Origin of the sequence: Phaeobacter sp. JH20_02 (assembly GCF_048056915.1) — a bacterium.
GTDB classification, from domain to species: Bacteria; Pseudomonadota; Alphaproteobacteria; order Rhodobacterales; family Rhodobacteraceae; genus Phaeobacter; species Phaeobacter bryozoorum.
Map to the genome: position 1 here is coordinate 430,735 of NZ_JAYMVP010000022.1, position 22,593 is coordinate 453,327.

The 22,593-nt window shown below is 62.7% G+C and carries 22 protein-coding genes and 3 tRNA genes; 8 read left to right on the forward strand and 17 right to left on the reverse strand.

What is annotated here, in order from left to right; translation table 11 throughout:
- Window positions 1-34: 34 nt before the first annotated feature.
- From rlmB to VWY34_RS08855, 3 genes are all read left to right on the forward strand, one after another.
- Window positions 35-811 (forward strand): 23S rRNA (guanosine(2251)-2'-O)-methyltransferase RlmB, encoded by a 777-nt coding sequence (gene rlmB, locus VWY34_RS08845; protein ID WP_340545008.1) that lies wholly within the window; start codon window positions 35-37, stop codon window positions 809-811.
- A gap of 218 nt (window positions 812-1,029) precedes the next feature.
- A complete protein-coding gene (locus tag VWY34_RS08850; RefSeq protein ID WP_416544471.1) occupies window positions 1,030-1,644 on the forward strand; it encodes a YHS domain-containing (seleno)protein in 615 nt (204 codons plus the stop codon).
- 367 nt (window positions 1,645-2,011) lie between these two features.
- A complete protein-coding gene (locus tag VWY34_RS08855; protein WP_416535524.1) occupies window positions 2,012-2,482 on the forward strand; it encodes a CoA-binding protein in 471 nt (156 codons plus the stop codon).
- A 212-nt stretch (window positions 2,483-2,694) separates the two neighbouring features.
- On the opposite strand, the gene VWY34_RS08860 is transcribed toward VWY34_RS08855, so the two are convergent.
- Genes VWY34_RS08860 through VWY34_RS08870 form a run of 3 tightly spaced genes read right to left on the reverse strand, consistent with a single transcriptional unit; the run spans window position 2,695 to window position 4,288 of the window.
- Window positions 2,695-3,012, reverse strand: a complete 318-nt coding sequence (locus VWY34_RS08860) for a phosphoribosyl-ATP diphosphatase (protein WP_416544472.1) — start codon at window positions 3,010-3,012, stop codon at window positions 2,695-2,697.
- Window positions 3,009-3,770: an imidazole glycerol phosphate synthase subunit HisF gene (gene hisF, locus VWY34_RS08865; protein ID WP_340545012.1), complete on the reverse strand. Its 762-nt coding sequence runs from the start codon at window positions 3,768-3,770 to the stop codon at window positions 3,009-3,011. Before hisF ends, VWY34_RS08860 begins: the two co-directional genes overlap by 4 nt.
- 35 nt (window positions 3,771-3,805) lie before the next feature.
- Complete coding sequence (locus VWY34_RS08870) at window positions 3,806-4,288, reverse strand: DUF2867 domain-containing protein (protein WP_416544473.1); 483 nt, start codon at window positions 4,286-4,288, stop codon at window positions 3,806-3,808.
- Window positions 4,289-4,561: 273 nt separating this feature from the next.
- Between VWY34_RS08870 and VWY34_RS08875 the strand changes: the two genes are divergently transcribed.
- The gene (locus tag VWY34_RS08875; protein WP_416544474.1) at window positions 4,562-5,008 is read left to right on the forward strand and encodes a DUF302 domain-containing protein; all 447 of its coding nucleotides are present in this window, start codon (window positions 4,562-4,564) and stop codon (window positions 5,006-5,008) included.
- A gap of 125 nt (window positions 5,009-5,133) precedes the next feature.
- Here VWY34_RS08875 and hisA read toward each other — a convergent pair whose 3' ends face one another.
- Window positions 5,134-5,856 (reverse strand): 1-(5-phosphoribosyl)-5-[(5-phosphoribosylamino)methylideneamino]imidazole-4-carboxamide isomerase, encoded by a 723-nt coding sequence (gene hisA / locus VWY34_RS08880; RefSeq protein WP_340545015.1) that lies wholly within the window; start codon window positions 5,854-5,856, stop codon window positions 5,134-5,136.
- A 194-nt stretch (window positions 5,857-6,050) separates the two neighbouring features.
- Between hisA and VWY34_RS08885 the strand changes: the two genes are divergently transcribed.
- Entirely contained in the window at window positions 6,051-6,437 is a 387-nt protein-coding gene (locus tag VWY34_RS08885; RefSeq protein WP_340545016.1) for a DUF2147 domain-containing protein, read from the forward strand.
- 77 nt (window positions 6,438-6,514) lie between these two features.
- Here VWY34_RS08885 and VWY34_RS08890 read toward each other — a convergent pair whose 3' ends face one another.
- On the reverse strand, window positions 6,515-6,766 hold the full coding sequence (locus VWY34_RS08890; RefSeq protein WP_416536740.1) for a WGR domain-containing protein: 252 nt from the start codon (window positions 6,764-6,766) through the stop codon (window positions 6,515-6,517).
- A gap of 171 nt (window positions 6,767-6,937) precedes the next feature.
- Window positions 6,938-7,474 (reverse strand): peroxiredoxin-like family protein, encoded by a 537-nt coding sequence (locus VWY34_RS08895; protein WP_416539187.1) that lies wholly within the window; start codon window positions 7,472-7,474, stop codon window positions 6,938-6,940.
- A 102-nt stretch (window positions 7,475-7,576) separates the two neighbouring features.
- Here VWY34_RS08895 and VWY34_RS08900 point away from each other — a divergent pair, with 102 nt between their 5' ends.
- The gene (locus tag VWY34_RS08900) at window positions 7,577-8,308 is read left to right on the forward strand and encodes an AraC family transcriptional regulator (RefSeq protein WP_416536741.1); all 732 of its coding nucleotides are present in this window, start codon (window positions 7,577-7,579) and stop codon (window positions 8,306-8,308) included.
- 94 nt (window positions 8,309-8,402) lie between these two features.
- Here VWY34_RS08900 and hisH read toward each other — a convergent pair whose 3' ends face one another.
- Window positions 8,403-9,041, reverse strand: a complete 639-nt coding sequence (hisH, locus tag VWY34_RS08905; protein ID WP_340545020.1) for an imidazole glycerol phosphate synthase subunit HisH — start codon at window positions 9,039-9,041, stop codon at window positions 8,403-8,405.
- Window positions 9,042-9,629, reverse strand: a complete 588-nt coding sequence (hisB, locus tag VWY34_RS08910; RefSeq protein ID WP_416545431.1) for an imidazoleglycerol-phosphate dehydratase HisB — start codon at window positions 9,627-9,629, stop codon at window positions 9,042-9,044. It abuts the gene before it with no gap.
- A 203-nt stretch (window positions 9,630-9,832) separates the two neighbouring features.
- Between hisB and VWY34_RS08915 the strand changes: the two genes are divergently transcribed.
- Window positions 9,833-10,072 (forward strand): Lrp/AsnC family transcriptional regulator, encoded by a 240-nt coding sequence (locus tag VWY34_RS08915; RefSeq protein ID WP_340545022.1) that lies wholly within the window; start codon window positions 9,833-9,835, stop codon window positions 10,070-10,072.
- 508 nt (window positions 10,073-10,580) lie between these two features.
- On the opposite strand, the gene VWY34_RS08920 is transcribed toward VWY34_RS08915, so the two are convergent.
- The 6 genes from VWY34_RS08920 to VWY34_RS08945 all read right to left on the reverse strand — a co-directional run bounded on the left by VWY34_RS08920 (window position 10,581) and on the right by VWY34_RS08945 (window position 14,803).
- Window positions 10,581-11,933 (reverse strand): aminotransferase, encoded by a 1,353-nt coding sequence (locus VWY34_RS08920; RefSeq protein WP_416545342.1) that lies wholly within the window; start codon window positions 11,931-11,933, stop codon window positions 10,581-10,583.
- Window positions 11,934-12,134: 201 nt separating this feature from the next.
- Window positions 12,135-12,209: transfer RNA gene (locus VWY34_RS08925), tRNA-Gly, on the reverse strand.
- Between the two features lie 230 nt (window positions 12,210-12,439).
- Window positions 12,440-12,514, reverse strand: a tRNA-Gly gene (locus VWY34_RS08930).
- 67 nt (window positions 12,515-12,581) lie between these two features.
- A complete protein-coding gene (locus VWY34_RS08935) occupies window positions 12,582-13,493 on the reverse strand; it encodes a NaeI family type II restriction endonuclease (RefSeq protein ID WP_416545344.1) in 912 nt (303 codons plus the stop codon).
- 102 nt (window positions 13,494-13,595) lie between these two features.
- Complete coding sequence (locus VWY34_RS08940) at window positions 13,596-14,570, reverse strand: DNA cytosine methyltransferase (RefSeq protein ID WP_340545025.1); 975 nt, start codon at window positions 14,568-14,570, stop codon at window positions 13,596-13,598.
- Between the two features lie 158 nt (window positions 14,571-14,728).
- Window positions 14,729-14,803 (reverse strand) — tRNA-Gly (locus tag VWY34_RS08945).
- Between the two features lie 233 nt (window positions 14,804-15,036).
- On the opposite strand from VWY34_RS08945, the gene VWY34_RS08950 reads away from it, so the two are divergent.
- On the forward strand, window positions 15,037-15,243 hold the full coding sequence (locus VWY34_RS08950) for a hypothetical protein (protein ID WP_416539190.1): 207 nt from the start codon (window positions 15,037-15,039) through the stop codon (window positions 15,241-15,243).
- Between the two features lie 115 nt (window positions 15,244-15,358).
- On the opposite strand, the gene VWY34_RS08955 is transcribed toward VWY34_RS08950, so the two are convergent.
- The 3 genes from VWY34_RS08955 to VWY34_RS08965 form a co-directional block, all read right to left on the reverse strand.
- Entirely contained in the window at window positions 15,359-18,799 is a 3,441-nt protein-coding gene (locus VWY34_RS08955; protein WP_416545346.1) for a pyruvate carboxylase, read from the reverse strand.
- Window positions 18,800-18,925: 126 nt separating this feature from the next.
- A complete protein-coding gene (locus tag VWY34_RS08960) occupies window positions 18,926-20,131 on the reverse strand; it encodes an alpha-hydroxy acid oxidase (RefSeq protein ID WP_416545348.1) in 1,206 nt (401 codons plus the stop codon).
- 584 nt (window positions 20,132-20,715) lie between these two features.
- The gene (locus tag VWY34_RS08965) at window positions 20,716-22,512 is read right to left on the reverse strand and encodes a diguanylate cyclase (protein WP_416536749.1); all 1,797 of its coding nucleotides are present in this window, start codon (window positions 22,510-22,512) and stop codon (window positions 20,716-20,718) included.
- Window positions 22,513-22,593 lie beyond the last annotated feature (81 nt).

Below are 22,593 nucleotides of genomic sequence, written 5' to 3' on the forward strand. Positions count from 1 at the left end.
CACGGGTCCGGATTTCTTTCTGCTGGAGAGCAAAATGTCTAAAAAACCCAAATGGGTCGTCGAAAAAGAGCAGTCCAAAAAGGCAGCCTCGGCGGAAACAGTATGGTTGTTCGGTCTGCATGCGGTGCGCGATGCGCTGCTCAATCCCAAGCGCGAAAAACTGCGTCTGATGGTGACCCAGAACGCCGAGGCGAAACTGGCCGATGCCATCGCCCAGTCGGGTATCGAAGCCGAGGTGATCGACCCGCGCAAGTTCAACCCGCCGATCGACAAACAATCCGTCCATCAGGGCGCGGCGATGGAGGTCAAGCCGTTGAACTGGGGCGGTCTGGCGGAAAACTGCATCGGTGCCGAACGCCCGCGTGTGGTGCTCCTGGACCGGGTCACTGATCCGCATAACGTCGGTGCCATCCTGCGCTCGGCCGAGGTGCTGGGCGCCAGCGCCGTGATCGGCACGCGGCACAACTCGGCACCGGAAACCGGCGCCCTTGCAAAAACCGCCAGCGGCGCGCTTGAGCGCCAGCCCTATCTGCGGATGCGCAATCTCGCCGATACCATCGTCGAGTTGCAGCGGATGGGGTTTCTGGTGCTCGGCCTTGATGGCGAGGCGGAAGAGACCATCGAAACCGTGCTTGAGGGGCGCAAGGGGGATCCGGTAGCCCTCGTGCTGGGGGCAGAAGGGCCGGGCCTGCGCCAGAAGACCAAGGAAACTGTGGATCATCTGGTGAAGATTGACGCGGCGGGCGGATTCGGATCGCTGAACGTCTCCAATGCCGCGGCGATTGCGCTTTATGCCTCCATTGCGCGCTAAGCCTTGCCTGCCTGTCGATGCCGCCAGCTGAACCGCTAGCGGCGGCCCAGCCCCGATCAGGGGTTGGGCGCATCTGTGCAAAGGTCACGGATCCATCACAAATGCGTATCCACCCTTTGCAGCGGCCTGCGCGCCGGGCAGACTTGGCCGGGTAAGAGCGACTGTTCTTGCTGCGCTTTAAATTCAACCCCAGTTGCCTGACAAGGACCTGCACGCCCGTGACGTTTTCGACTGCCATCATCTGCCGGAGCTGGCGCGCCTGCGCGCAGCCCGTGTTGGGTGCCTCGGCAGGACTGGTGGCTGGTTTGCTGGCCAGTTTGCTGGTCGGTCTGGTGGTCGGCGGGGCCGCGACGCGAAGCGATGCCAAGGCGGGATCCAGGCTCGCCGCCCTGTGCCTGGGCGCGCTGATCACCCTGGCCGCAGCGATGCTGACAGCCACGCCGGCACGGGCGGAGGTTGCACTGGTCTCCGCGCCGCGGGGGCTGGCGGTGGGCGGCCATGACGTGGTGGCGTTCTTTCAGGATGGCGCGGCAATCCCCGGTCAGCAAGACCATGCGATCCTGTGGCGCGGGGCGATCTGGCGCTTTGCCTCATCGCAGAATCAGGAAGAATTCGAACGCAATCCCAGAGCTTTTGCACCACGATTTGGCGGCTATTGCGCCTATGCGCTGTCGCAGGGATATCTGGCGCCCGGCAATCCGACGCTCTGGGTGATTTCCGACGGGCGACTCTATCTCCTGAACAACCCCAGCGCATTGGCCGCCTGGGAGGCGGAGCGGCTGAGGTTGATCGCTGATGCCGAACAGCAGTGGCCAGCCGTCCTGCGCAAATGACCGCCTCGAACGCCTGCTTGTGCTATGGGCCTATGTGACTGGCCCCGCAGGAGAAATGTCACGAATTTGAGAGGATCCCTTTCAAAACGCGATGACCATCCCATATTATTAACAGACTGCGAATTGGAACCTTCGCAGATCTTTTTCACTGTCCCTCGTTCCATACCTCGCGCCCAGGTTTGTCCTGGGCGCTTTTTTATTGTCTGACCGGGCTTTATCTCTCGTTCTTGCACCAACAGGCTGGTCCGCCAGCGGGCGTCAGAGCCGTTGCAATTCATCTTGCACCTCGTGTCCCAGCCGATAGGGTCAGGCAGATCGAAGCGCGATGAGGGCGCCTTGATACAAGGCCAGAACAGCCGGGGGAGCGATGCCAGACTATTCCGATCGACATCTGAAGGACGTGCTCACACGGAGCAAGACCATTGCCGTGGTCGGGGTCTCCACGAACCCGGTGCGTCCCAGCTACTATGTGGCCCGCTATCTCGGGCTCAAGGGCTATCGCGTCCTGCCGGTGAATCCCGGTCATGCCGGCAAAACCCTGTTCGGCCAGACCATTCACGCCAGTCTACGGGACATCGACGAGCCGGTGCATATGGTCGACATCTTTCGCCGCTCAGAGGCGGTCCCACCCATTGTCGAGGAGGCGCTGGAGGTCTGCGAGGGGCTGCAGACGATCTGGATGCAGATCGGGGTCGAACATGCCGAAGCGGCTGAACGGGCAGAAGCGGCAGGCCTTACCGTGATCCAGAACCGATGTCCCAAGATCGAATATCAGCGCCTGTTTGGCGAGCTGCGCATGGGTGGGTTTGCCACCGGAATCATCTCGTCGAAACTGTGATGCCCGACCGCCGGGCAGGGCGCTCCCGCCCATTCCCGCCGCCCTGACGGGCGGCATACACGGTTGGGCCGGGCGCCGCTGCGCGGCGCAGACGATGTATTGGGATCCCTCGAAGGGCCTTAACGATTGTAAGGGGTCCTTGCGCGTCAAGGGCAAGCCGCGCGTGCCGCGCGGAGGCAGCGCCTCCCCTGATCCGCCGCATGGCCTGGATTTCAGCCCTTGGGGCGGGCGGCCTTCTCGGCGATGCCGCTCAGCCCCTGACGCTCGGCCAGCACCTGTAGCACATCATCCAGCGCCACATCGCGGGCCGCCAGCATCACCAGAAAATGATACAGCACATCGGCGCCCTCGGAGGCAAGTCCGGCCGTGTTGCCCTTCACCGCCTCGATGATGGCCTCAATGGCTTCCTCGCCGAATTTCTCGGCGCATTTCTCTGGACCCTTGGACAGCAGTTTGGCGGTCCAGCTGCTCTCCGGATCAGCCCCCTTGCGGGACAGAATGGTGGCTTCGAGATCGTGCAGCAGGCTCATGTCAGCCTCATCGGGATACCGGCCTTGGCCATATGCTCTTTGGCCTCCTGGATGGTGTATTCGCCAAAGTGGAAGATCGACGCCGCCAGAACCGCGCTGGCGCCGCCTTCGGTGACGCCCTCGACCAGATGGTCGAGCGTGCCAACCCCGCCAGAGGCAATCACCGGCACGTCCACCGCATCCGAAATGGCGCGGGTGAGCGGCAGGTTGAAGCCAGATTTCGTGCCGTCGCGATCCATCGAGGTGAGCAGGATTTCCCCGGCGCCCTTGGCAACGACCAGCCGGGCGAAGTCCACCGCATCAATGCCGGTTTCGCGGCGCCCGCCATGGGTGAAGATCTCCCATTTGCCGGGGGCCACGGTCTTGGCGTCGATGGCGCAGACGATGCACTGGCTGCCAAACTGATCGGCCGCCTCGCGGATCACATCCGGGTTGGCCACGGCTGCGGAATTGAACGACACCTTATCGGCGCCTGCCAGCAGCAACGCGCGCACATCATCCTTTGTGCGCACCCCACCGCCCACGGTCAGCGGCACAAAACACTGCTCTGCGGTGCGTCGCACCATATCGAACATGGTGCCGCGATTTTCGTGGGTTGCATGAATGTCGAGAAAGCAGATTTCATCCGCGCCTGCCGCGTCATAGGCCTTGGCTGCCTCAACCGGGTCTCCGGCATCGCGCAGGCCGACAAAATTGACACCTTTGACCACGCGGCCGTCAGCCACGTCGAGACAGGGGATGATACGGGTCTTCAGCATGGCGATCCCTTTGCCGCTGGGGGTGCCTTGTGTCTTTACTGCGCGGGTGGTTGGGATGCAATCATCGGGCGGTGCCGCGCGATGCGGCGCATGCTGTCACGGATGATCAGGATGTGAAACGGCATCACCAGCGCCAGATAGATCCGTCCCAGCAGATTGTGACGATGCACCCAGGTGGCCATGTGAATCCGTCCTTCGTGCCGCAATACGGTGATCCGGAAATCGAGATGAGCATCATCGGCGCCCAGGATCAGCTCGCGGCTGTCCTCGAATGTCACCGGAAAAATCGCGCCCTCGCCGGTGTCGCTCACCTCGGTCTTCAGTCCGAGCGGGCGGACCAAGGCATTGCGCAGCCGCAGGAGTGCGGCTGCCCAGCCCGGCATCGACAGGCCGATATCGGCGGCCTCACGCGGGGTGAGCGGACTGTCGACCGCATAGCCATCGACAAAATCACCGGGCGATACCATCTGCCACAAACGGGCGCTGTCTGGGAGGCGGGTCTTGCGGACGCGGGGCATGGGAGAACTTTCGTGTCTGTGATCGCAACCGGAGGCGCCGGTTGCGCTGTCGCCGCGCAATAGACGCCATTACGTGAGGAATGGAAAGCAGGCGCGGTGCCGCAGGCCGCGCGTGGCCCTGGGGTGTCGACCGCGGGTCTTGCCTGGCAGAGGGTGGGCCACAGAGGGGCGGTCAGGTCAGCGACACTCTGCCGATGCCTGAGATGTGAATTGCCTGTTTGCCCCGCTTGGCCTGTGCTGCTGGCATGTTGTCATTTTCTCGGAGCCATCGCCATGATCAAATCCCTCGCCCTTGCCGGAACTCTTGCTGCCCTCTCCGCGATCCCGGCCGCAGCCGAACTGATGACGGTTCCGAGCCCGAGTTCCGTGTCTGACACCATGGATGCGCTACAGGCGGCGGTCGAAGGCGCCGGGGCTACGGTTTTTGCCCGGGTGGACCACGCTGCGGGTGCGGCAGCCGTGGATATGTCCCTCGCCGAGGCGCAACTCCTGATCTTTGGCAATCCCAAGCTGGGGACCCCCGCGATGCAGGCGGATATGCGGGCGGGGCTTTTCCTGCCGCTGAAGGTTCTGGTCCATGAGGATGCCGAGGGGCAGGTCTGGCTGACCTATGAAAACCCGGCAGAGATGCTGGCGGGTCTGGATATCGCGGCTGATGCCGATGTCATCGCCAAGATGCAGGGCGCGCTGGCAAAACTGACGGCGGCCGCCGCGCGCTGATCCGCTGCGGGGGCAGCTGGAGCCAACCGGGAGCGGGGGCCGGGGGCCGGGGCGGGGGCGCTGCCCCCTCTGGGCCTTTGGCCCATTCACCCCCGGGATATTTTCGGCCAGAAGAAGACCAGGTCTCAGCCCTTCAGGATCTTCAGCGCCTGCGCGAGGTCGATGGCCCCATCGTAGAGGGCGCGGCCGGAAATCGCGCCATTGAGCGGCGCGCCACAGGATTTCAGGGCCTGCAAATCGTCGAGCGAGGACACGCCGCCCGAGGCGATCACCGGGATGCTGACGGCATTGGCCAGATCTGCCGTTGCCTCGATATTCGGCCCCTTCATGGCGCCGTCGCGCAGAATATCGGTGTAGATGATCGCGGCAACACCTGCGTCTTCGAAGGATTTTGCCAGATCCGTAACCATCACATCGGTTTCCTCGGCCCAGCCTTTGGTCGCTACGCGGCCATTGCGCGCGTCAATGCCGACGGCAACCTTGCCCGGGAATGCACGTGCCGCCTCGCGGACCAGATCGGGATTTTCCACCGCCACGGTGCCAAGGATCACCCGCGCCAGCCCCTTGTCGATCCAGCGTTCGATGGTCGCCATATCGCGAATACCGCCGCCCAGCTGTGCGGGCACCTGGCACCGTTTCAGAATGTCCTCGACCGGGGCCGCATTGACCGGCTCGCCTGCAAAGGCACCGTTGAGATCGACCAGATGCAGCCATTCGCAGCCAGCGGCGACAAACTCCAGCGCCTGCGCTGCCGGATCGTCGTTGAAGACCGTTGTCTTGTCCATATCGCCATGCAGCAGGCGAACGGCTTGCCCGTCCTTGAGATCAATTGCGGGGTAGAGGATCATATCGCGTGCCCTTATCGGTACTGCCAGAACTGTCTGAGCCGGGGCCGCCGCCTCCGGTCGCCGGTGATCGGGGGCGGGCCTGCTCTGACGCCTCTTTTTGCACAAGGCGGCCCGTGATTGCAACGCGACCCGAGGTCAAGCTTGCCTGAATTGCCTCTTGGCGGCCAGACTGGCTGCAAAAGGGAGGATGACACATGAAGAAACTGGCACTTGGCGTGACATTTGCACTGGGGCTGGCGGGCATGGCCGCGGCGGATCCGGTGCTGGGCACCTGGAAGACGCAGACGGATGACGGCTCTTATGCGCATGTCACCATGGCGCCCTGCGGCGCGGCGGTCTGCGGCAAGATCAGCCGGACCTTCAATGCCGAGGGAGAGTATAAATCCCCCAATATCGGCAAGACATTGGTGATCGATATGGTGGCCAATGGCGACGGGTCTTATGCGGGCAAGGTCTGGCGGCCGTCGAACAACAAGATCTACATCGGCAAGATGAACCTGTCGGGCACATCGCTGGCTCTGCGGGGCTGTGTCGCGGGCGGGCTGATCTGCTCCAAACAGACCTGGAGCCGCGTGAAGTGAAGTAAACAGCCGGATTGCTGTGAGCGATCGGACGGGCGGCGTGAACGGTATGTCTGCGCCGCCTTTTTTGTGCCCGTCTAGAACAGCCCCAGCTGAACCGGAATCGGGACAAAGCCGCGTTTGATCTGACGGTCGCGCTGCTGCGCCGCTGCGGCCAGCGCGATCTCCTGCGAGGCATAGTAGCTGCGCCGCTGCTGCCCTCCGGCCTCACCCAAGGGCCCGCTGGTCTGCTCGACACACCATTCGCCAAACAGGGTTCGGCTCAGATGCAGCACGCAATAGCGGTGCTGGCCTTCCTGGTGGTCGAATTTTTCAAGACGGATCTGCACCGGACGGTGACCTGCAAGCGACTGGGATATCTGGGTCTGCGGTGTATGCCCTTGTGCGGCACCGCTGTCCATCCATTCTTGCCCGGATTTCTACCTGTCGACCTGAGGCAGGTGGCGATCCGGCCACAGCACGCCGTGGCCGACAGGCGTCGCGACCTGGCGCAGCCCGCGTCAGACGTCGCCGTCGTATTCGCCGCGCGCCGGATAGTCGTTGGCGATGGCGAAATCCAGCGCCGATACCAGTTCCGAAAAATGCGGCCGGACAAAGGGCATGGTCTGCACCGACCCATAGTAGAGCGTCTGCTCAGGGGTCACCATGAACAGGCCCGGTTCGGAGAACAGCGCCGGCTCCTCGATCCCGATTGATGTCTTCCCGCGTGAGGTCGACAGGTACAGACCCCATTGGCGGGCGACATTCAGGGGCAGATCATAGCCAAACCGTAGGTTCTTCGCCTCAATCTTCTCGGCCATAGCGCGGGTGCGCTCTTCGCCGTCCGAACTGACCGCAATGCAGTTCACGCCACGGCTGGCGAAATCGGCCACCCGTTTTTCCAGTTCCTTGAGGTAGTTGGCACAGATCGGGCAGTGCAGTCCGCGATAGAAGCAGATCACGGTGCCGCGCTGGCTGTCTTCCCGCGACAGGTCAAACGGTCCATGGTCCAGCGTTGGCAGGGTCAGATCGGGCGTGGTTTGGCGTGGCATCAACATGTTGTCGCTCCTTGTTCGAAGTCAGCTCTGGGGGCTTGTCTCGAAGTATGACGCAGCATAGTGTCAGATAAATCCGAAAAACCTGACGGAAACACCGATACCATGGACCGCCTGACCACATTGATGGAGCGTTTCCAGCTCTCCGTTCGCGCTGCCGCACCGGGAGAGGCCAATCTTATCGCTCTGGCGGATGCGTCGGGGGAGCCGGTGCGGCTGCTCTACAGCAGTTGTGATGATGCCCCGGCGCAACCGCCCGACAGGGTGATGTGGGCGGCACGGGTGGATTGGTCAGGGCGCCGCAATCCGCTCATCGCCGCACTGCCCGGGCTGGTGGATTATGACATCGCCGACAAGCCGGAGGCCCGGGATCTGCTGCGGTTGATGCGGGACGAGGCTGATGCGCAGCGCTGCGGGGCGCAATCGGTGATCAACCGGCTGGGGGAGGTGCTGATGGTGCGGCTGCTGCGGCATCAGATCCGCGAAGGTGCTACGGAGCCGGGGCTGCTGGCAGGGCTGTCCGACCCGCGTCTCAGCCGGGCGATTGTGGCGATGCACGATCACCCCGGCCGCCTTTGGAGCAATGCCGATCTGGCCGAGGTCGCCGGCCTGTCGCTGTCCCGCTTTGCCGAGCTGTTCGGGGCCGCTGTCGGCGAAACCCCGATGGGGTACCTGCGCCGCTGGCGGTTGATTCTGGCGCATCAGGATCTCACGCGCGGCGACCGGGTGGAGGCCGTGGCCCGCCGCTATGCCTATGCCAGCCCCGAAGGCTTCAGCCGTGCCTTTCGCAAGGCCTATGGCGCGGCGCCGCTCTCGCTGCGCAGGGCAGCGGCCTGATCGCGCCCCGCCTGTCATCTTTCCATAAATACTCAAAAACAAAAGCCGCCTGTGCAGCAGGCGGCTTTTCATATGCTGCGGGCCAACCGCTGTGTCACGGTCGCCAGGTCAGAAAGTTCCCGATCATCCGCAGGCCGATATCCTGGCTTTTCTCCGGGTGAAACTGCATCCCCACCATGGTGTCGCGCCCGATGACGGCCGTGACATCGCCGCCATAGTCCACATGCGCCAGCCGTTCCGCCGGATCGGTGACGCGGAAATGATAGGAATGCACGAAATAGCAGTGATCGCCTGAGGAAATACCATCAAAAATCGCGTGGTCATGGTCAATCACCAGATTGTTCCAGCCCATATGCGGCACTTTCAGACTGTGGTCGCTTGGGGTGATCTTGACCACATCGCCCTCAACCCAGCCAAGGCCGGGCGTCTCGCGATACTCATGACCGGTGGTGGCCATCAGCTGCATACCGACGCAGATGCCGAGGAAGGGTCGGCCGTTCTGCTCGACCGCCTCCACCATCGCCTCATAGATGCCGCGATGGCCGCGCAGTTCTTCTGCGCAGGCCGGAAAGGCGCCGTCGCCGGGCAGCACCAGCCGATCGGCCCGCGCCACCACATCCGCGTCAGAGGTCACGATCACCTCGCCGCCATTCACCTCCCGCGCCATGCGCTGAAAGGCTTTTTCGGCGGAGTGGAGATTGCCCGATTCATAGTCGATGATCGCGGTCAGCATTTACAGAGCGCCTTTGGTGGACGGGATCGCATCCGCCTTGCGCGGGTCGGTCTCAACGGCGGTGCGCAGCGCGCGCGCCACCGCCTTGAACGCGGCCTCGGCAATATGGTGGCTGTTGAATCCGTGCAGCTGGTCGATGTGCAGGGTGATGCCGCCATGGGTGCTCAAGGCTTGAAAGAACTCGCGCACCAGCTCGGTATCAAAGCTGCCGATCTTCTGGGTTGGCAGCTCAACGTTCCAGATCAGGAAGGGGCGTGCCGACAGATCCAGCGCACAGCGCACCTGGGCGTCATCCATCGGCAGGTGGCATTCGCCATAACGGGTGATGCCTTTCTTGTCGCCAAGTGCGGCAACCAGCGCCTGACCCAGTGCAATGCCGGTGTCCTCCACCGTGTGGTGGTCGTCGATGTGATAGTCACCCTTGGCGCGGATGGTCATGTCGATCAGCGAGTGGCGCGACAGCTGGTCCAGCATGTGATCAAAGAAACCGACGCCGGTCTGATTGTCATAGGCACCAGTGCCATCGAGGTTGATCTCGACACTGATCTCGGTTTCGGCGGTCTTGCGGGTGATCTGAGCGGTACGCATGGTCGGCATGTCCTTGATATCCTGCCGCTGCTTATAGGGGCAGGGCGGGGCCGCGCTCAAGCCTGCCGCGTCAATTGGCGCAAAACTGTTGCGCCAATTGTCTGCGGCCAGCCCCCAATGCCCGTCGCCGGGGATTGCCTCTGCTGCGCCCGCATGCCAGCTTGGCGCGCAAACCACGCATTCCCAAACAGTTGAGGGCCATCATGTCCACCTGCGTCTTTATCCAGATCCGCTGCAAACCCGGCACCACCTACAAAGTGGCCGAAGAGATTGCCCTGCGTGAAATCCACTCCGAGCTTTATTCCACCAGTGGCGATTATGATCTCCTGATGAAACTCTACATTCCCAGCGACCAGGATGTTGGCAAATACATCAACGATCAGCTGCTCGATATCGAGGGAATCGAACGCTCGCTGACAACGATGACCTTCAAGGTGTTCTGACCTGGGATCCGGCTCAGAGGCTCAGACAGGAAGCTCTGCGGCCCGCAGCCTGTCAGGCAGAACTTCACGCAGAGTTTCAGCCAGACTGTCCGGCGGCAGGGAGTGACGCGGTCCGTGCCGCCTCACGTCCCATGCCCCGGTTCCCCCGACCTACCGGATACAGTGGTCCCCGGACCCATTGGTCTCCGTATCCCACAGGTCCCGGACCATCAGGTTCCCCCCGAAACCATCCGACCACAGGGCCATGCGGGATCGCGAAATGCGCTGGTGCTGAAATGCAAGGTTTGGAACACCCTTGGGATAAGACAAACCTCGCAGTAATTTGCGATCCTTTCACGGGGAAAAACCGCAAGATTGTGACATTACCGGATATCGCACAGATCTCGCGGGTGTCGCGATCAGCCTGTTGTCTGGCTAGGCGGAGGTCTTGGGGGCGATAAAAAAGCAGCGCCTCAGCCGGGGCGCTGCTCCAGTCGGTCCGTCGTTGCACACTGGGGCGTCTGCGGCCTCAATGCGCCAGGTGACCGGCTGCCTTCAGCTCTTCGAAACTGGCGTCGATCGCGGTTTTCAGGCGTGCCAGCATGTCGTCCACCTCATCCTTCGTGATGATCAGCGGCGGGCAGAGCGCGACCGCATTCCCGGCCACGGCCCGCAGGATCAGGCCATTGTCCTGACACAGCCTTTGCGCGGTGGCCCCGGCAAGACCCCTGTCAAAGCTTGCGCCGGTGGTCTTGTTCGACACCAGTTCCAGCGCCGCAATCAGCCCCTTGCCGCGCACTTCGCCCACCAGCGGATGATCGGTGAAGATCTCGCGCAGCTGCGCCTGCATGTAGCTGCCAACCTCGGCGGCGTGGTCGAACAGATTGTCGCGCTCGTAGATTTCGAGCGTCTTCAGCGCGGCGGCACAGGCGACCGGGTGCCCGGAGTAGGTATAGCCATGCCCAAACACGCCGACCTGATTGGTCTGATCCACCATCGCCTCATACATCCAGCCCGGAATGACCGAGGCCGAGATCGGGAAATAGGCCGAGGACAATTGCTTGGCAAAGGTCATCAGATCCGGCTTGATGCCCATGGTGGTGCAGCCGAAATCGGCGCCGGTGCGCCCAAAGCCACAGATCACCTCATCGGCCCAGACCAGAATGCCATATTTGCGCAGCAGCGCCTGTAGCCCCTCATAGTAGCCCTCCGGCGGCACGATCACGCCAGAGGCGCCGGTGATCGGCTCCACGATCATCGCCGCAATCGTGTCGGGATCTTCCGCCAGGATCTGGTCTTCGAGGTTCTGAAGGATGCGCTCGACAAATTGCGCCTCGGTCTCATTGCCCTTGCGGGCGGTGTAATAATGCGGCGAGTCGGCGCGCAGGATCGACAGCGCCTCCAGTGGGGCATCAAAATGCGCAAGATTCGCGGGCAGGGAGGTCAGCGAACCGGCTGCAACCGTGACCCCGTGATAGCCGCGCTCGCGGGTGATGATCTTGCGCTTCTCCGGCTTGCCGATTGCGTTGAAGTAATAGCGCAGCATCTTGTAATGGGTGTCATTGGCGTCGGAGCCTGAGTTGCCAAAGAAGATATAGGCGTTCTCCACCGGCACCATCGCGGCCAGCTTCTTCGCCAGATCCTGGATCGGCTGATGGGTCTTGCCGCCAAAGGTGTGCGAAAATGGCAGCTTATGCAGCTGCTCGGTGATCGCATCCATCACTTCGGTATTGCTGTAGCCCAGCGATGTACACCAGAGCCCGGCCAGCCCTTCGATATATTTGTTGCCCTCGCTGTCGAACACATAGATGCCCTCGCCGCGCTCAAGGCAGAGCTGTTCGGTGGCGGTGAAATTGGTGGTGGGATAGATGACCGGGGCCATGGGCTGTTGTCCTCCTGAGCTGAAGCGCCAGACCTGCGGCGCATAGGCGATGGGGCTCTGGCCCCTTTGGCACAGCATTGGCGGGTTTTGAGAGTCGCGTCAAAGGAATTTGATCAAATGTTCGCGCAAGCGCATCGTGGCGCTGATCCGGGTGCGGAAACGCAAAAGGCCGCTCGGAAAGAGCGGCCTTTGCAGTCCAAATGGAGCGGGCGAGGCGATTCGAACGCCCGACCCTAACCTTGGCAAGGTTATGCTCTACCCCTGAGCTACGCCCGCGCTGCCATTTGGTGAGGCGGTGTTTAGGAAATTGCCGCAGCACTTGCAAGAGGAAAAATGACAGCTGCGTGAAGAAATTAATCGGACGCCCACCCGCACGTCAGCCCTGCGCGCAGATCCAGATCGCCGCAATCGTCATCGCCGTAAAGACACCGCAGATGGCCGGCTAACCCTGTGTTTTTGGTAGAAAAACAAAAAGCCGCTCAAAAGAGCGGCCTTTGTGATCCTGATGGAGCGGGCGAGGCGATTCGAACGCCCGACCCTAACCTTGGCAAGGTTATGCTCTACCCCTGAGCTACGCCCGCGCTGCCATCCGGTGAGGCGGTGAATAGGCAATTGCGCGCAGGGCTGCAACCGAAAAACAGCGGGTTTTCACCTCGGATCGAAAAAATCTTCGCGGATCGTGTGACCAGCGCTGGCCGCCAGCCGCGCCTGCATCAGGTTGGAGAGCTGCGCCGATATGAACTCCGAGCCGCCGCAATGGGGCAGGTCAAGTGCGCGGATCAGCTGCGCATCCTTGCGCCCCTCGAGGATAACGATGCCCTCCCGCCCCAGCAGGTCCCGCGTGCCATGGCCGCCATCCGAGCGGATCCGCCGCATGAAATCCTTCTGCGCGGCCACCGCCTCGACGACGTCACGGGGAATCGGCTGACGCTGCACCTCCCGGAACAGCGTCGCCATCCGGGCATTGCCACTCTCCCCGGCAAAGATACGCGCCACCACCCGCTCCGGCAGCAGGCGCCAGAAATTGGCCGGATAGGGCTGATCACAGAGCAGCCAGAGAATATTGCCAAACCCCTCGGCCGAGATCGAGCGTTTGGCGTCCTTGTTCTGACCGGCGGTCAGATAGGCCTGCCGCGCGACGATCAGCCCGAGGTAACAGCGCGCCCGCGGCTCATCCGCCGCCACCAGGATACAGGGCTGGTCGACGGCTTCGGTCGGGATCATCCAATTGCTGCCCATGGTGTGTTTGATATCCACATCATGGCCGAGGATCACGGTATCCAGCCGCCCCTTTGGCAGGCGCAGCAGCGCCCGCAGCTCAATCTCGACGCGGGTGCCGATATAGGTCTTCTCGGTTTTTTCCAGATCCTCATAGGCGCGCCGCCCGGTCTTGGCGGTCAGGATCACATCGTCGATGCACGTGCGCAGCATCAGCGGAAAGCCGGCCGCCAGCTCCATCGGGCCGCCTGCGCGGCTGGTGATATCCTGTGCCAGCGCGCTGAGCAGCAGGTGATCGGCATGGCCGGGATGGATCCGGCTGGGCGGCAGTTTCTGTTTCATCGCAGAGCCTGTTCCCGGTTGCAGCCGTGGCTTGAGTATTTTGGGAAAGGTGACAGGGCAGGATGTGGCCCTACATCGCGCAGCGCCATCACAACGGCCCGATCAACGCCCGGTGGCAGGGCTGGTCACCACCTTCAGGCTGGGGCGTGCGATGGCCTGACGGATCTGCCGGGCCACGGCTTCGGCCACCGGCGGCGGAAAGGCATTGCCGACCTGGCGATAGGCGTTGGTCTTGGCCCCGGTGAAATGCCAGCTGTCGGGGAAGCCCTGAATGCGCGCCACCATCCGCACGGTGAGGCGCGGCATGTCGTTGTGAAAGGGATCCGGCGCCTCATAGGCGATGGTGCGCCCCTCGACGCCCAAGGCGGCCCAGGCGCGCCGCGCCCGGGTGGGGCCGAGGTCCGGCCCGCCATGTTTCTTGGAGCCGCCCACAATCGTTGGCGCAATCTCATCGGCCCTGGCGGCCCACTCCTCGGCCCCGCGCCAGCCGCGTTCCTTCATCAGGTCAAGCAGGGTCTCGCCCACGGTGCGGGGATTATGCGGCAGCGGCTCGGGCCAGTTGAACTGGCCGGAGAATTCCTTGCGCAGGGCGACGATGGCCACCCGCGGGCGCAGCTGCGGCACGCCGAAGTCGGAAGCATTCAGCAGGCGCCAGTCGGTCTCATAGCCCAGTTTGGCCAGCTGTTTCTTCAGCTTCTCGCGGTAGTCATGGAATACTGCATCCAGAAAGCCGCGCACATTCTCGATCATCACCGCGCGGGGGCGGGTGGCGGCGACGATTTCGATGGCATCGTCAAAGAGGTTGCGCTCGTCCTTCTCGCCGAGCTGTTTGCCGGCGACCGAAAATGGTGGGCAGGGCAGCCCGCCGGCCAGCAGGTCAATGCCGCGATAGGCGTCGGCATCCGCCTTGAAGGCGCGCACATCCTCTTCCAGCACATTCCACTGGGGCCGGTTGTGGCGCAGGGTGGCGCAGCAATGTTTGTCGATTTCGACCAGCGCGGTGTGGTCAAAGCCGGCTTTCTCAAGCCCCAGTGCCTGGCCGCCTGCACCAGCGCAGAGTTCTACCGATGTGAGCATGCTGCCGTATCACCTGTTCTCATGCTGCCGTTGCAGCTGTTCGCGCTCTGTTCTTAGGCGCTGAAGTGATTCCGCGCAAGCCAGAGGCTATGTCGTATTTCACAAACGCGAAAGGCCACCGTTGCGTCTGCAAGCGGTGGCCTTTTCATGTGTCCAAATGGAGCGGGCGAGGCGATTCGAACGCCCGACCCTAACCTTGGCAAGGTTATGCTCTACCCCTGAGCTACGCCCGCGCTGCCATTCGGTGAAGCGGATTTAGTCATTCACAGGCAGGGCTGCAAGGGAAAAACGCAAAGCCGTCGGCAAAAAATGACCGTCACGGTGTTTTGAGCGACGGAAGCCGCCACGTGCGGCGTTTTACCCTTATGATGATGACATGAGCCTGGCCAAGACGACCTGAGGTTTGCGAGCCAACGAGCCGGGCCAACCCGCGGAGATATCTGCGAAACCGAAAGGGAGCCCCGAGATGACACTGCTTAGCAAACCGCTGCGCGACCGGATGGGTAAATCCTTGGACGACAGGCTGGACACATTGCGCATCCTTGGCCTGACCGTCGCCATTGGTCTGGCGATCGGCGCCAAACTCACCACGGATGGGCAGGCTGCGGGTCTTCATACCGCCGAGGCCCCGGTGATGATGCCACCACAGATCGAGACACAGGCGCTGATCTGACCACCGCGCATCTGGCAGACCGCGCCACCTGACAGGAAAAGGCGCCCCCGGAATGCGGGGACGCCTTCATATGATAGTCGCAGTGCCTGTCATCGGTGACAGGCGCGGGCTGTGATCACTCCAGCTCGATCAGCAGATCCTTGGCGTCGATCTGCCCGCCTGCCTGCACATGCAGGGCCTTCACCACCGCATCGCGCTCGGCATGAATGCCGGTTTCCATCTTCATCGCCTCGATGGTCAGCAGCAGGTCGCCCTCATGCACCGGCTGGCCAACCTGCACGGCAACGGTGGCCACGACGCCGGGCATCGGCGCTCCGACATGGTTGGCATTGCCCTGCTCGGCCTTTGGCCGGGCCTGCGTCGTCGCCTTGACCAGACGGTTCGGCACGCGGATGACGCGGGGCTGGCCGTTCAGTTCAAAGAAGACTTTCACCTCGCCCTTGTCATCGGTATCGCCGATGGCCTGCAGGCGGATTTCCAGCGTCTTGCCGGGGTCGATTTCTGCGGTGATCTCCTCGCCCGGTTCCATCCCGTAAAAGAAGGTGCGGGTGGGCAGGCTGCGGACCGGACCATATTGGCGATGGCGGCCCATGTAGTCGAGGAACACCTTGGGATACATCAGGTAGCCGTTCAGATCCTCGTCATCGACGGCCTTGCCTTCCAGCTCCCGCGAGAGCTCCGCACGGGTCGCTTCCAGATCGACCGGGTCCAGATGGGCGCCGGGGCGATCCAGATTGGGCGCGTCGCCTTTCAGCACCTTGGAGACGATCCCCTCAGGGAAGCCACCCGGAGGCTGGCCGAGGTTGCCGCGCATCATGTCGACAACCGAGTCCGGGAAGGCCACATCACTCTTCGGATCCTCGACGTCGTCGCGGCTCAGACCCTGGCTGACCATCATCAGTGCCATGTCGCCAACCACTTTGGACGAGGGCGTCACCTTCACGATATCGCCGAACATCTGGTTCACATCGGCATAGGTCTGGGCGACCTCATGCCAGCGATCCTCCAGCCCCAGGCTGCGCGCCTGTGCCTTCAGGTTGGTGAACTGGCCGCCGGGCATCTCGTGCAGATAGACCTCCGAGGCGGGCGCCTGCAACCCGGATTCAAAGGCGGCATATTGCATCCGCACCTGTTCCCAATAGTCCGAGATTTCGCGGATCTTGGCGATGTCCAGCCCGGTGTCGCGGTCGGTGTTGCGCAACGCTTCGACGATGGAGCCGAGGCAGGGCTGCGAGGTGCCGCCACTGAAGGCGTCCATAGCGGCGTCCACCGCATCGACGCCGGCATCCGCTGCCGCCAGGATGGTGGCACCAGCCACACCCGAGGTGTCATGGGTGTGGAAATGGACCGGCAGGCCGACCTCTTCTTTCAGCGCCTTGACCAGCTGGCGGGCAGCGGCCGGCTTCAGCAGGCCCGCCATGTCCTTCAGGCCCAGAATATGCGCGCCTGCCGCTTCCAGCTCCTTGGCCATGCCGACATAATACTTCAGGTCGTATTTGGCGCGGTTCGGATCCAGGATATCGCCGGTATAGCAGATGGTGCCTTCGCAGATCTTGCCGCTTTCAACGACCGCATCCATGGCGACGCGCATGTTCTCGACCCAGTTCAGGCTGTCAAAGACGCGGAACACATCAACGCCGGTGGCCGCCTGTTTCACAAAGCTCTGCACCACATTGTCGGGATAGTTGGTATAGCCGACACCATTGGAGGCGCGCAGCAGCATCTGGGTCATCAGGTTTGGCATCCGCTCGCGCAGGTCGCGCAGGCGCTGCCAGGGGCATTCCTGAAGGAAGCGATAGGCCACGTCGAATGTCGCACCGCCCCAGCACTCGACCGAGAACAGCTGGCTCAGGTTCTGGGCATAGGCCGGGGCCACCTTGATCATGTCATGGCTGCGCATCCGGGTGGCCAGCAGCGACTGGTGGCCGTCGCGCATGGTGGTATCAGTCAGCAGCAGCTGACGCTGCGCCTTCATCCAGTCGGCCACCGCCTGCGCGCCCTTTTGCTCCAGCAGGTTGCGGGTGCCATAGGGCTGCGTCGCGGCATCGGCCTTTGGCGCGCGCGGCTCTTTCAGATCGGGATGAGGCGCCGGGCGACCTTCGGTTTCGGGATGCCCGTTCACCGAGATATCAGCGATATAGGTCAGCACCTTGGTGCCGCGGTCGCGGCGCTTGGCGAATTGGAACAGCTCCGGCGTCTCGTCGATGAATTTGGTGGTGTATTCATTCGACAGGAAGGTCGGGTGTTTCAGCAGGTTCTCGACAAAGGCGATATTGGTGCTGACACCGCGCACCCGGAATTCACGCAGCGCGCGGTCCATGCGTGCAATCGCCTTTTCCGGGGTGGGGGCCTTGGCCGTCACCTTGGTCAGTAGCGAATCATAGTAACGGGTGATCACGCCGCCCGCATAGGCGGTGCCGCCATCCAGACGGATGCCCATGCCCGTGGCCGAGCGGTAGGCGGTGATTCGACCGTAATCCGGGATGAAGTTGTTGAGCGGATCCTCGGTGGTCACCCGGGTCTGTAGCGCATGACCATTGAGCTGGATCTCGTCCTGCGATGCCTTGCCGGTGGCCTCGGCAATGGTCTTGCCCTCGGCGATCAGGATCTGCGCCTGCACGATGTCGATGCCGGTGACTTCCTCGGTCACCGTATGCTCCACCTGCACCCGCGGGTTCACCTCGATGAAGTAGAATTTGCCGTCGTTCATATCCATCAGGAATTCGACGGTGCCTGCGCATTCATAGTTCACATGCTGGCAGATCTTGCGGCCCAGATCGCAGATTTCGGCGCGCTGTTCCTCGGTCAGATAGGGGGCGGGCGCACGCTCGACCACTTTCTGGTTGCGGCGCTGCACCGAGCAGTCCCGCTCATAAAGGTGGTAGATTTGCCCATGTTTGTCGCCCAGGATCTGTACCTCGACGTGGCGGGCGCGGGTGATCATCTTTTCCAGATAGCCCTCGCCATTGCCAAAGGCCGCTTCCGCTTCGCGGCGGCCTTCCAGCACCTTTTCCTCAAGTTCGGATTCGCTGTGGATCGGGCGCATACCGCGACCGCCGCCGCCCCAGGAGGCTTTCAGCATCAAGGGATAGCCGACCTCAGCCGCTTCGGCGCGGATCGCATCCATGTCATCGCCCAGCACTTCGGTGGCGGGGATCACCGGCACGCCGGCCTCGATTGCGACGCGGCGGGCACTGGCCTTGTCGCCGAGCGCGCGCATGGTTTCCGCCTTCGGACCGATAAAGGTGATGCCGTTGCGGGCGCAGGCATCCACGAAATCCGGGTTCTCCGACAGCAGGCCGTAGCCGGGGTGGATCGCATCGGCGCCACTTTCCTTGGCCACGCGGATGATCTCGTCAATCGACAGATAGGCGGCAACCGGTCCCAGACCTTCGCCGATCCGATAGGCTTCATCCGCCTTGAACCGGTGCAGGCCCAGCTTGTCCTCTTCGGCATAGACGGCAACCGTCTTCTTGCCCATCTCATTGGCTGCCCGCATGACGCGGATGGCGATTTCGCCGCGGTTGGCGATCAGGATTTTCTTGAAGTCAGTCATGGCTTCCTCGGGGTCGTGCAGTTTGGCGGAGTGATAAGCGCAAATTAGGGTCCGGTATAGACGTAGTTCTGGGTATGGACAGCGTGATAGCGCTGACCTGAGGCCAGAATCCGGCAAAAAATACGATTACGGCGGAGATTTTAGGTCCGTATCGGTCTTAAATGTCGCAAATGGCGGCGCAATCGGCTGAAGTGGGAGCGGTTGCGGCAGCATCGTCAGGTCCTCCGCCCCCAGCTGGCCCATGTTTGCCAGCAGATCCAGGCGCAAAAGATCGATCAGATGGTCCGGCCCCTGCGGGCCAAGCGCTGCCAGGGCAAAGTGGAACGCGCGGCCTAACATGACATAGTCCGCCCCCAGCGCCAGGGCGCGCAGGATATCCAGACCACCTTCGATACCGCTGTCGAAAATCAGCGGCAGGGTGGTGGCCGCACGGATATCCGGCAGGGCCTCGATGGTGGCGCGGGCCGCATCGAACTGGCGCCCGGCATGGTTCGATACCCACAGCGCATCGACGCCAAGCGCCTCCAGCGGTGCGGCATCCTCGGCGCGCATCACCCCCTTGATGATCAGCGGCCCCTCCCAATGGTCGCGCAGCCATTTCACATAGTCCCAATCGGGCGAGGTGCGCAGCAGATAGCCGACATGGGCCGTCGACGACAGGCTGCCGCTCTGGCCGGTCACATATTTATCCAGCGTCCGCATATGCGGCATCCCCCGGCGCGCCATGCCCAGGGCCCAGGCCGGTCGCATCGCCACCTGTGCCAGCAACCGGGGCGTCAGCCGGGGGGGCTGCGTCAACCCGGAGCGCGTCTGCCGTTCCCGGCGCGAGGCCACGGGCACATCAACTGTCAGCACAAGACCGGCAAAGCCTGCGGATTTGGCGCGCTGCAGCATATCGCGGCGGATGGCGGGATCCTTCGGCGGGTAAAGCTGGAACCACGGCGCCGCCCCGAGGTCATCGGCCAGATCTTCGGGGGACTGGCTTGCAACGGTCGACAGGCAGTAGGGCAGGCCCTGCGCTGCGGCGCAGCGGGCCAGCTGGCGTTCCGCGTCGGGCCAGATCAGCCCCGACATGCCAACTGGCGCAATGCCAAACGGCAGCGGGCGCGACACGCCCAGAAACTCGGAGCTGAGCGAGGGCTGTTGCGGCCCATGCAGAATCGACGGGGCAAAGCCGATACAATCCAGCGCTTTGCGGTTGCGGGCGGTGGTCGCCTCCTGCCCGGTGCCACTGTCCAGATACTCCCAAACGAAACGGGGCAGGCGCCGCCGGGCGCGCTGGCGAAGGTCACTGAGAGCGGGGTAACGCTGGTGCAGATCCATGCTGCGCATTTGTCGCTGCCTTGCAGCAAAAGTCTAGTGTGGAGTGCAGCATTGAAACATTTTTGTAACTATTTGGACCGCACCCGTTCCAGCTCCGGCGCTGTTGTCGCCCGTATCCGCCACCCGCTGCGCGCCTGTTCTGGTGCCTCGCTCGCGGGTCGCTGCCATCCGTTACCACCCCGGTGCATTGTGCGGGCCTCTATTGCTTGCGAGCCTTCTGATCGGTGTCTTGTCGCGGCCCTGCGGGGATCACGCCGGGTCGTAGTGCCGCGCCATACCCAGAGCCAGACCCATCGGGCGCGCGATGTGTCCGCCAATTGCAAAAGGGGGCAATCGCGCGCCCGATGGGCCAACAGTCGGCGTCGGGGCGTGTCATCCTGCTGGCTGGTCAATGATCGATCCGAAGGATCGCGCAGCGAGCGCGAAGCCCGTGTCGAGGGCGGTCTGCCCAAGCGCCCAGTTGCCCGGTCACGCCGTCAATCCAGCCGCCGCGACTGGGGTGCTGGCGCCGGGTGCATCGTTTGGTCGCTGTGACGGGGCTTTGGTCAATGCCCATCGGCCCGGTTCCTGCTGCGGGGGCAGGGGTCTCCGGCCTACTCCGCAGCGATCGAGCTGCCCGAATCCGACGGCTTTGAGGGACCTGTCTGCGCGGCAGGGTTGCGTGGCGCCTGCTCTGCGGCGGAGGCGACACAGACCTGGTTGCGGCCTTTCGCTTTTGCATCGTAGAGCGCCTCGTCGGAGGCGCGCAGCAGGTCCTGTGGCATCGTGCCGTGGCGCGGGTAATGGGCCACGCCAAGCGAGATCGAAATCCCCGGCAGCGCCTTCTCGCCGTAGCGGACGACAATCGCCTCCACGGCCTGGCGCAGCAGCTCGGCCTTGGTCATCACATCCTGCTGGCTGACCCCGGGAAGGATCAGCGTGAATTCCTCTCCGCCCGGACGGCAGGCCACTTCATCGCCGTCACAGGCCTGTTCCAGCACCGAACCGACCGCCCGCAGGACCATGTCACCGGCATCATGGCCGTGATTGTCATTGAACTTCTTGAAGTGATCCACATCCACCGCAATCAGGCTCAGCGGTGTGCCGCTCTTCTGGCTGCTGGAGATGCTCTTGCGCAGGGTCTCCGTCATGTGGCGACGGTTGAACAGACCGGTCAGCGGATCACGCACCGACTGATCATGCAGCTGGTCGCGCATCCGCACATTGGCGATCGCCATGGAGATCTGTTCGGCGCACATCTGGGCCAGTTTCTTGCTGCTGCGGAACTCTTCGGTGGCGTCGCTCAGCGCGCGCAGATGCATCAGGCCGACGGTCTCGCCATGGGCCAGAATCGGGAAACAGTAATAGGCGCGGCCGTCATGCGGCTCGGCATGTTCGCAGACAAAATCAATCTCGGAGGAGCCGAATTCATAGCTGCGGCCGCGACGCAGACCCCAGCATTCTTCCGGGTGGATATGGTCCTTGTGACTGCCGCCATTCCAGCTGGCACAGCCGTCGAGCACATCGCGCGAGTTGGAGTAGACATAGACGCTGCCCTCAGCCGTCGGCAGGATATGGGTCATGAAACGGGCCACCATGTCGAACAGCTCGTCGAGCGAACGGCTGGATTGCAGCCATTCGTTCAGCTCGCCCAGCAGCTGCACTTCACGGGCCAGCCGCAGCTGTTCGTCCAGGATCTCGCGCTCGGTCTCGTTGCGCTGGCGCAGCTGATTCATGCGGAATCGGTTCGATTTGAACACGACATAAACAGCAATCGTCATTGCCAGCAGCGCAATGGATGTCAGCACGATCAGCGACAGTCGCACCCGGTTGATGAAGATATTCCGCAGCTCGGTGATATCGGTATAGAAATCAATCGCACCGTCGAAATGCCCGTTATGAATAAGGGGCATGTATACCTGTGCGATCTCCCGCGTGACCTCGCTGTTGTAGTTGCCGGTTGCCAGGGTCAGCCCGTCGACGTCATAGGCGGGCAAGGCATCGTGCATATAGTAGACCTCACCTTTGGCGACCTTGGTGGTGAAAAAGACATTTGCCTCAAACTCGCCGATTTCATCGCTGCGCGAGGACCAGAAAATTTCGCCCGAGCTGGTCAGCAGGCGATAGCGGTAGACATCGGTTTCCTCGGTGAACAGCGCTAGCATATGGGCGTCATGCGGCTGGATGATGCCCTCCTCGAACGACTCTTCCGGGTTTGCCATATGCAGGACGATCCGCCGCTGCCAGAGTTCCGCCTGTTTGCGGATATCGGCTTCCAGCATGTGATCGACGATGGGGGTTGGCACCGCAAAAACGGCCCAGACCGAGGCGGCCGCGGCCACAACCAGCACGAAAAGGAGTGACATGCTGCGGATTTTCTCCGCGACGCTGGTTTTGAGATCAGGTTTCATGGTGCCGTCTGCCGTCCGATTGAGAGTGCCCTCACGGCGCTATGGCCGCTGGTCCATGCTGGTCGGTTGAGTTTTCAATTG

Excerpts from the sequence above, each read along its gene's own strand:
- VWY34_RS08935 (WP_416545344.1), bottom strand. The coding sequence starts at position 13,493 with ATGAAACAGAAACTGCCGCCCAGCCGGATCCATCCCGGCCATGCCGAT.
- VWY34_RS08960 (WP_416545348.1), bottom strand. The coding sequence starts at position 20,131 with ATGCGCAGCATGGATCTGCACCAGCGTTACCCCGCTCTCAGTGACCTT.
- VWY34_RS08900 (WP_416536741.1), top strand. The coding sequence starts at position 7,577 with ATGGACCGCCTGACCACATTGATGGAGCGTTTCCAGCTCTCCGTTCGC.
- VWY34_RS08940 (WP_340545025.1), bottom strand. The coding sequence starts at position 14,570 with ATGCTCACATCGGTAGAACTCTGCGCTGGTGCAGGCGGCCAGGCACTG.
- VWY34_RS08855 (WP_416535524.1), top strand. The coding sequence starts at position 2,012 with ATGCCAGACTATTCCGATCGACATCTGAAGGACGTGCTCACACGGAGC.
- VWY34_RS08885 (WP_340545016.1), top strand. The coding sequence starts at position 6,051 with ATGAAGAAACTGGCACTTGGCGTGACATTTGCACTGGGGCTGGCGGGC.
- VWY34_RS08860 (WP_416544472.1), bottom strand. The coding sequence starts at position 3,012 with ATGAGCCTGCTGCACGATCTCGAAGCCACCATTCTGTCCCGCAAGGGG.
- hisH (WP_340545020.1), bottom strand. The coding sequence starts at position 9,041 with ATGCTGACCGCGATCATCGACTATGAATCGGGCAATCTCCACTCCGCC.
- VWY34_RS08875 (WP_416544474.1), top strand. The coding sequence starts at position 4,562 with ATGATCAAATCCCTCGCCCTTGCCGGAACTCTTGCTGCCCTCTCCGCG.
- VWY34_RS08915 (WP_340545022.1), top strand. The coding sequence starts at position 9,833 with ATGTCCACCTGCGTCTTTATCCAGATCCGCTGCAAACCCGGCACCACC.
- VWY34_RS08955 (WP_416545346.1), bottom strand. The coding sequence starts at position 18,799 with ATGACTGACTTCAAGAAAATCCTGATCGCCAACCGCGGCGAAATCGCC.
- hisF (WP_340545012.1), bottom strand. The coding sequence starts at position 3,770 with ATGCTGAAGACCCGTATCATCCCCTGTCTCGACGTGGCTGACGGCCGC.
- hisB (WP_416545431.1), bottom strand. The coding sequence starts at position 9,629 with ATGCGTACCGCTCAGATCACCCGCAAGACCGCCGAAACCGAGATCAGT.
- VWY34_RS08870 (WP_416544473.1), bottom strand. The coding sequence starts at position 4,288 with ATGCCCCGCGTCCGCAAGACCCGCCTCCCAGACAGCGCCCGTTTGTGG.
- VWY34_RS08950 (WP_416539190.1), top strand. The coding sequence starts at position 15,037 with ATGACACTGCTTAGCAAACCGCTGCGCGACCGGATGGGTAAATCCTTG.
- rlmB (WP_340545008.1), top strand. The coding sequence starts at position 35 with ATGTCTAAAAAACCCAAATGGGTCGTCGAAAAAGAGCAGTCCAAAAAG.
- VWY34_RS08920 (WP_416545342.1), bottom strand. The coding sequence starts at position 11,933 with ATGGCCCCGGTCATCTATCCCACCACCAATTTCACCGCCACCGAACAG.
- hisA (WP_340545015.1), bottom strand. The coding sequence starts at position 5,856 with ATGATCCTCTACCCCGCAATTGATCTCAAGGACGGGCAAGCCGTTCGC.
- VWY34_RS08895 (WP_416539187.1), bottom strand. The coding sequence starts at position 7,474 with ATGTTGATGCCACGCCAAACCACGCCCGATCTGACCCTGCCAACGCTG.
- VWY34_RS08965 (WP_416536749.1), bottom strand. The coding sequence starts at position 22,512 with ATGAAACCTGATCTCAAAACCAGCGTCGCGGAGAAAATCCGCAGCATG.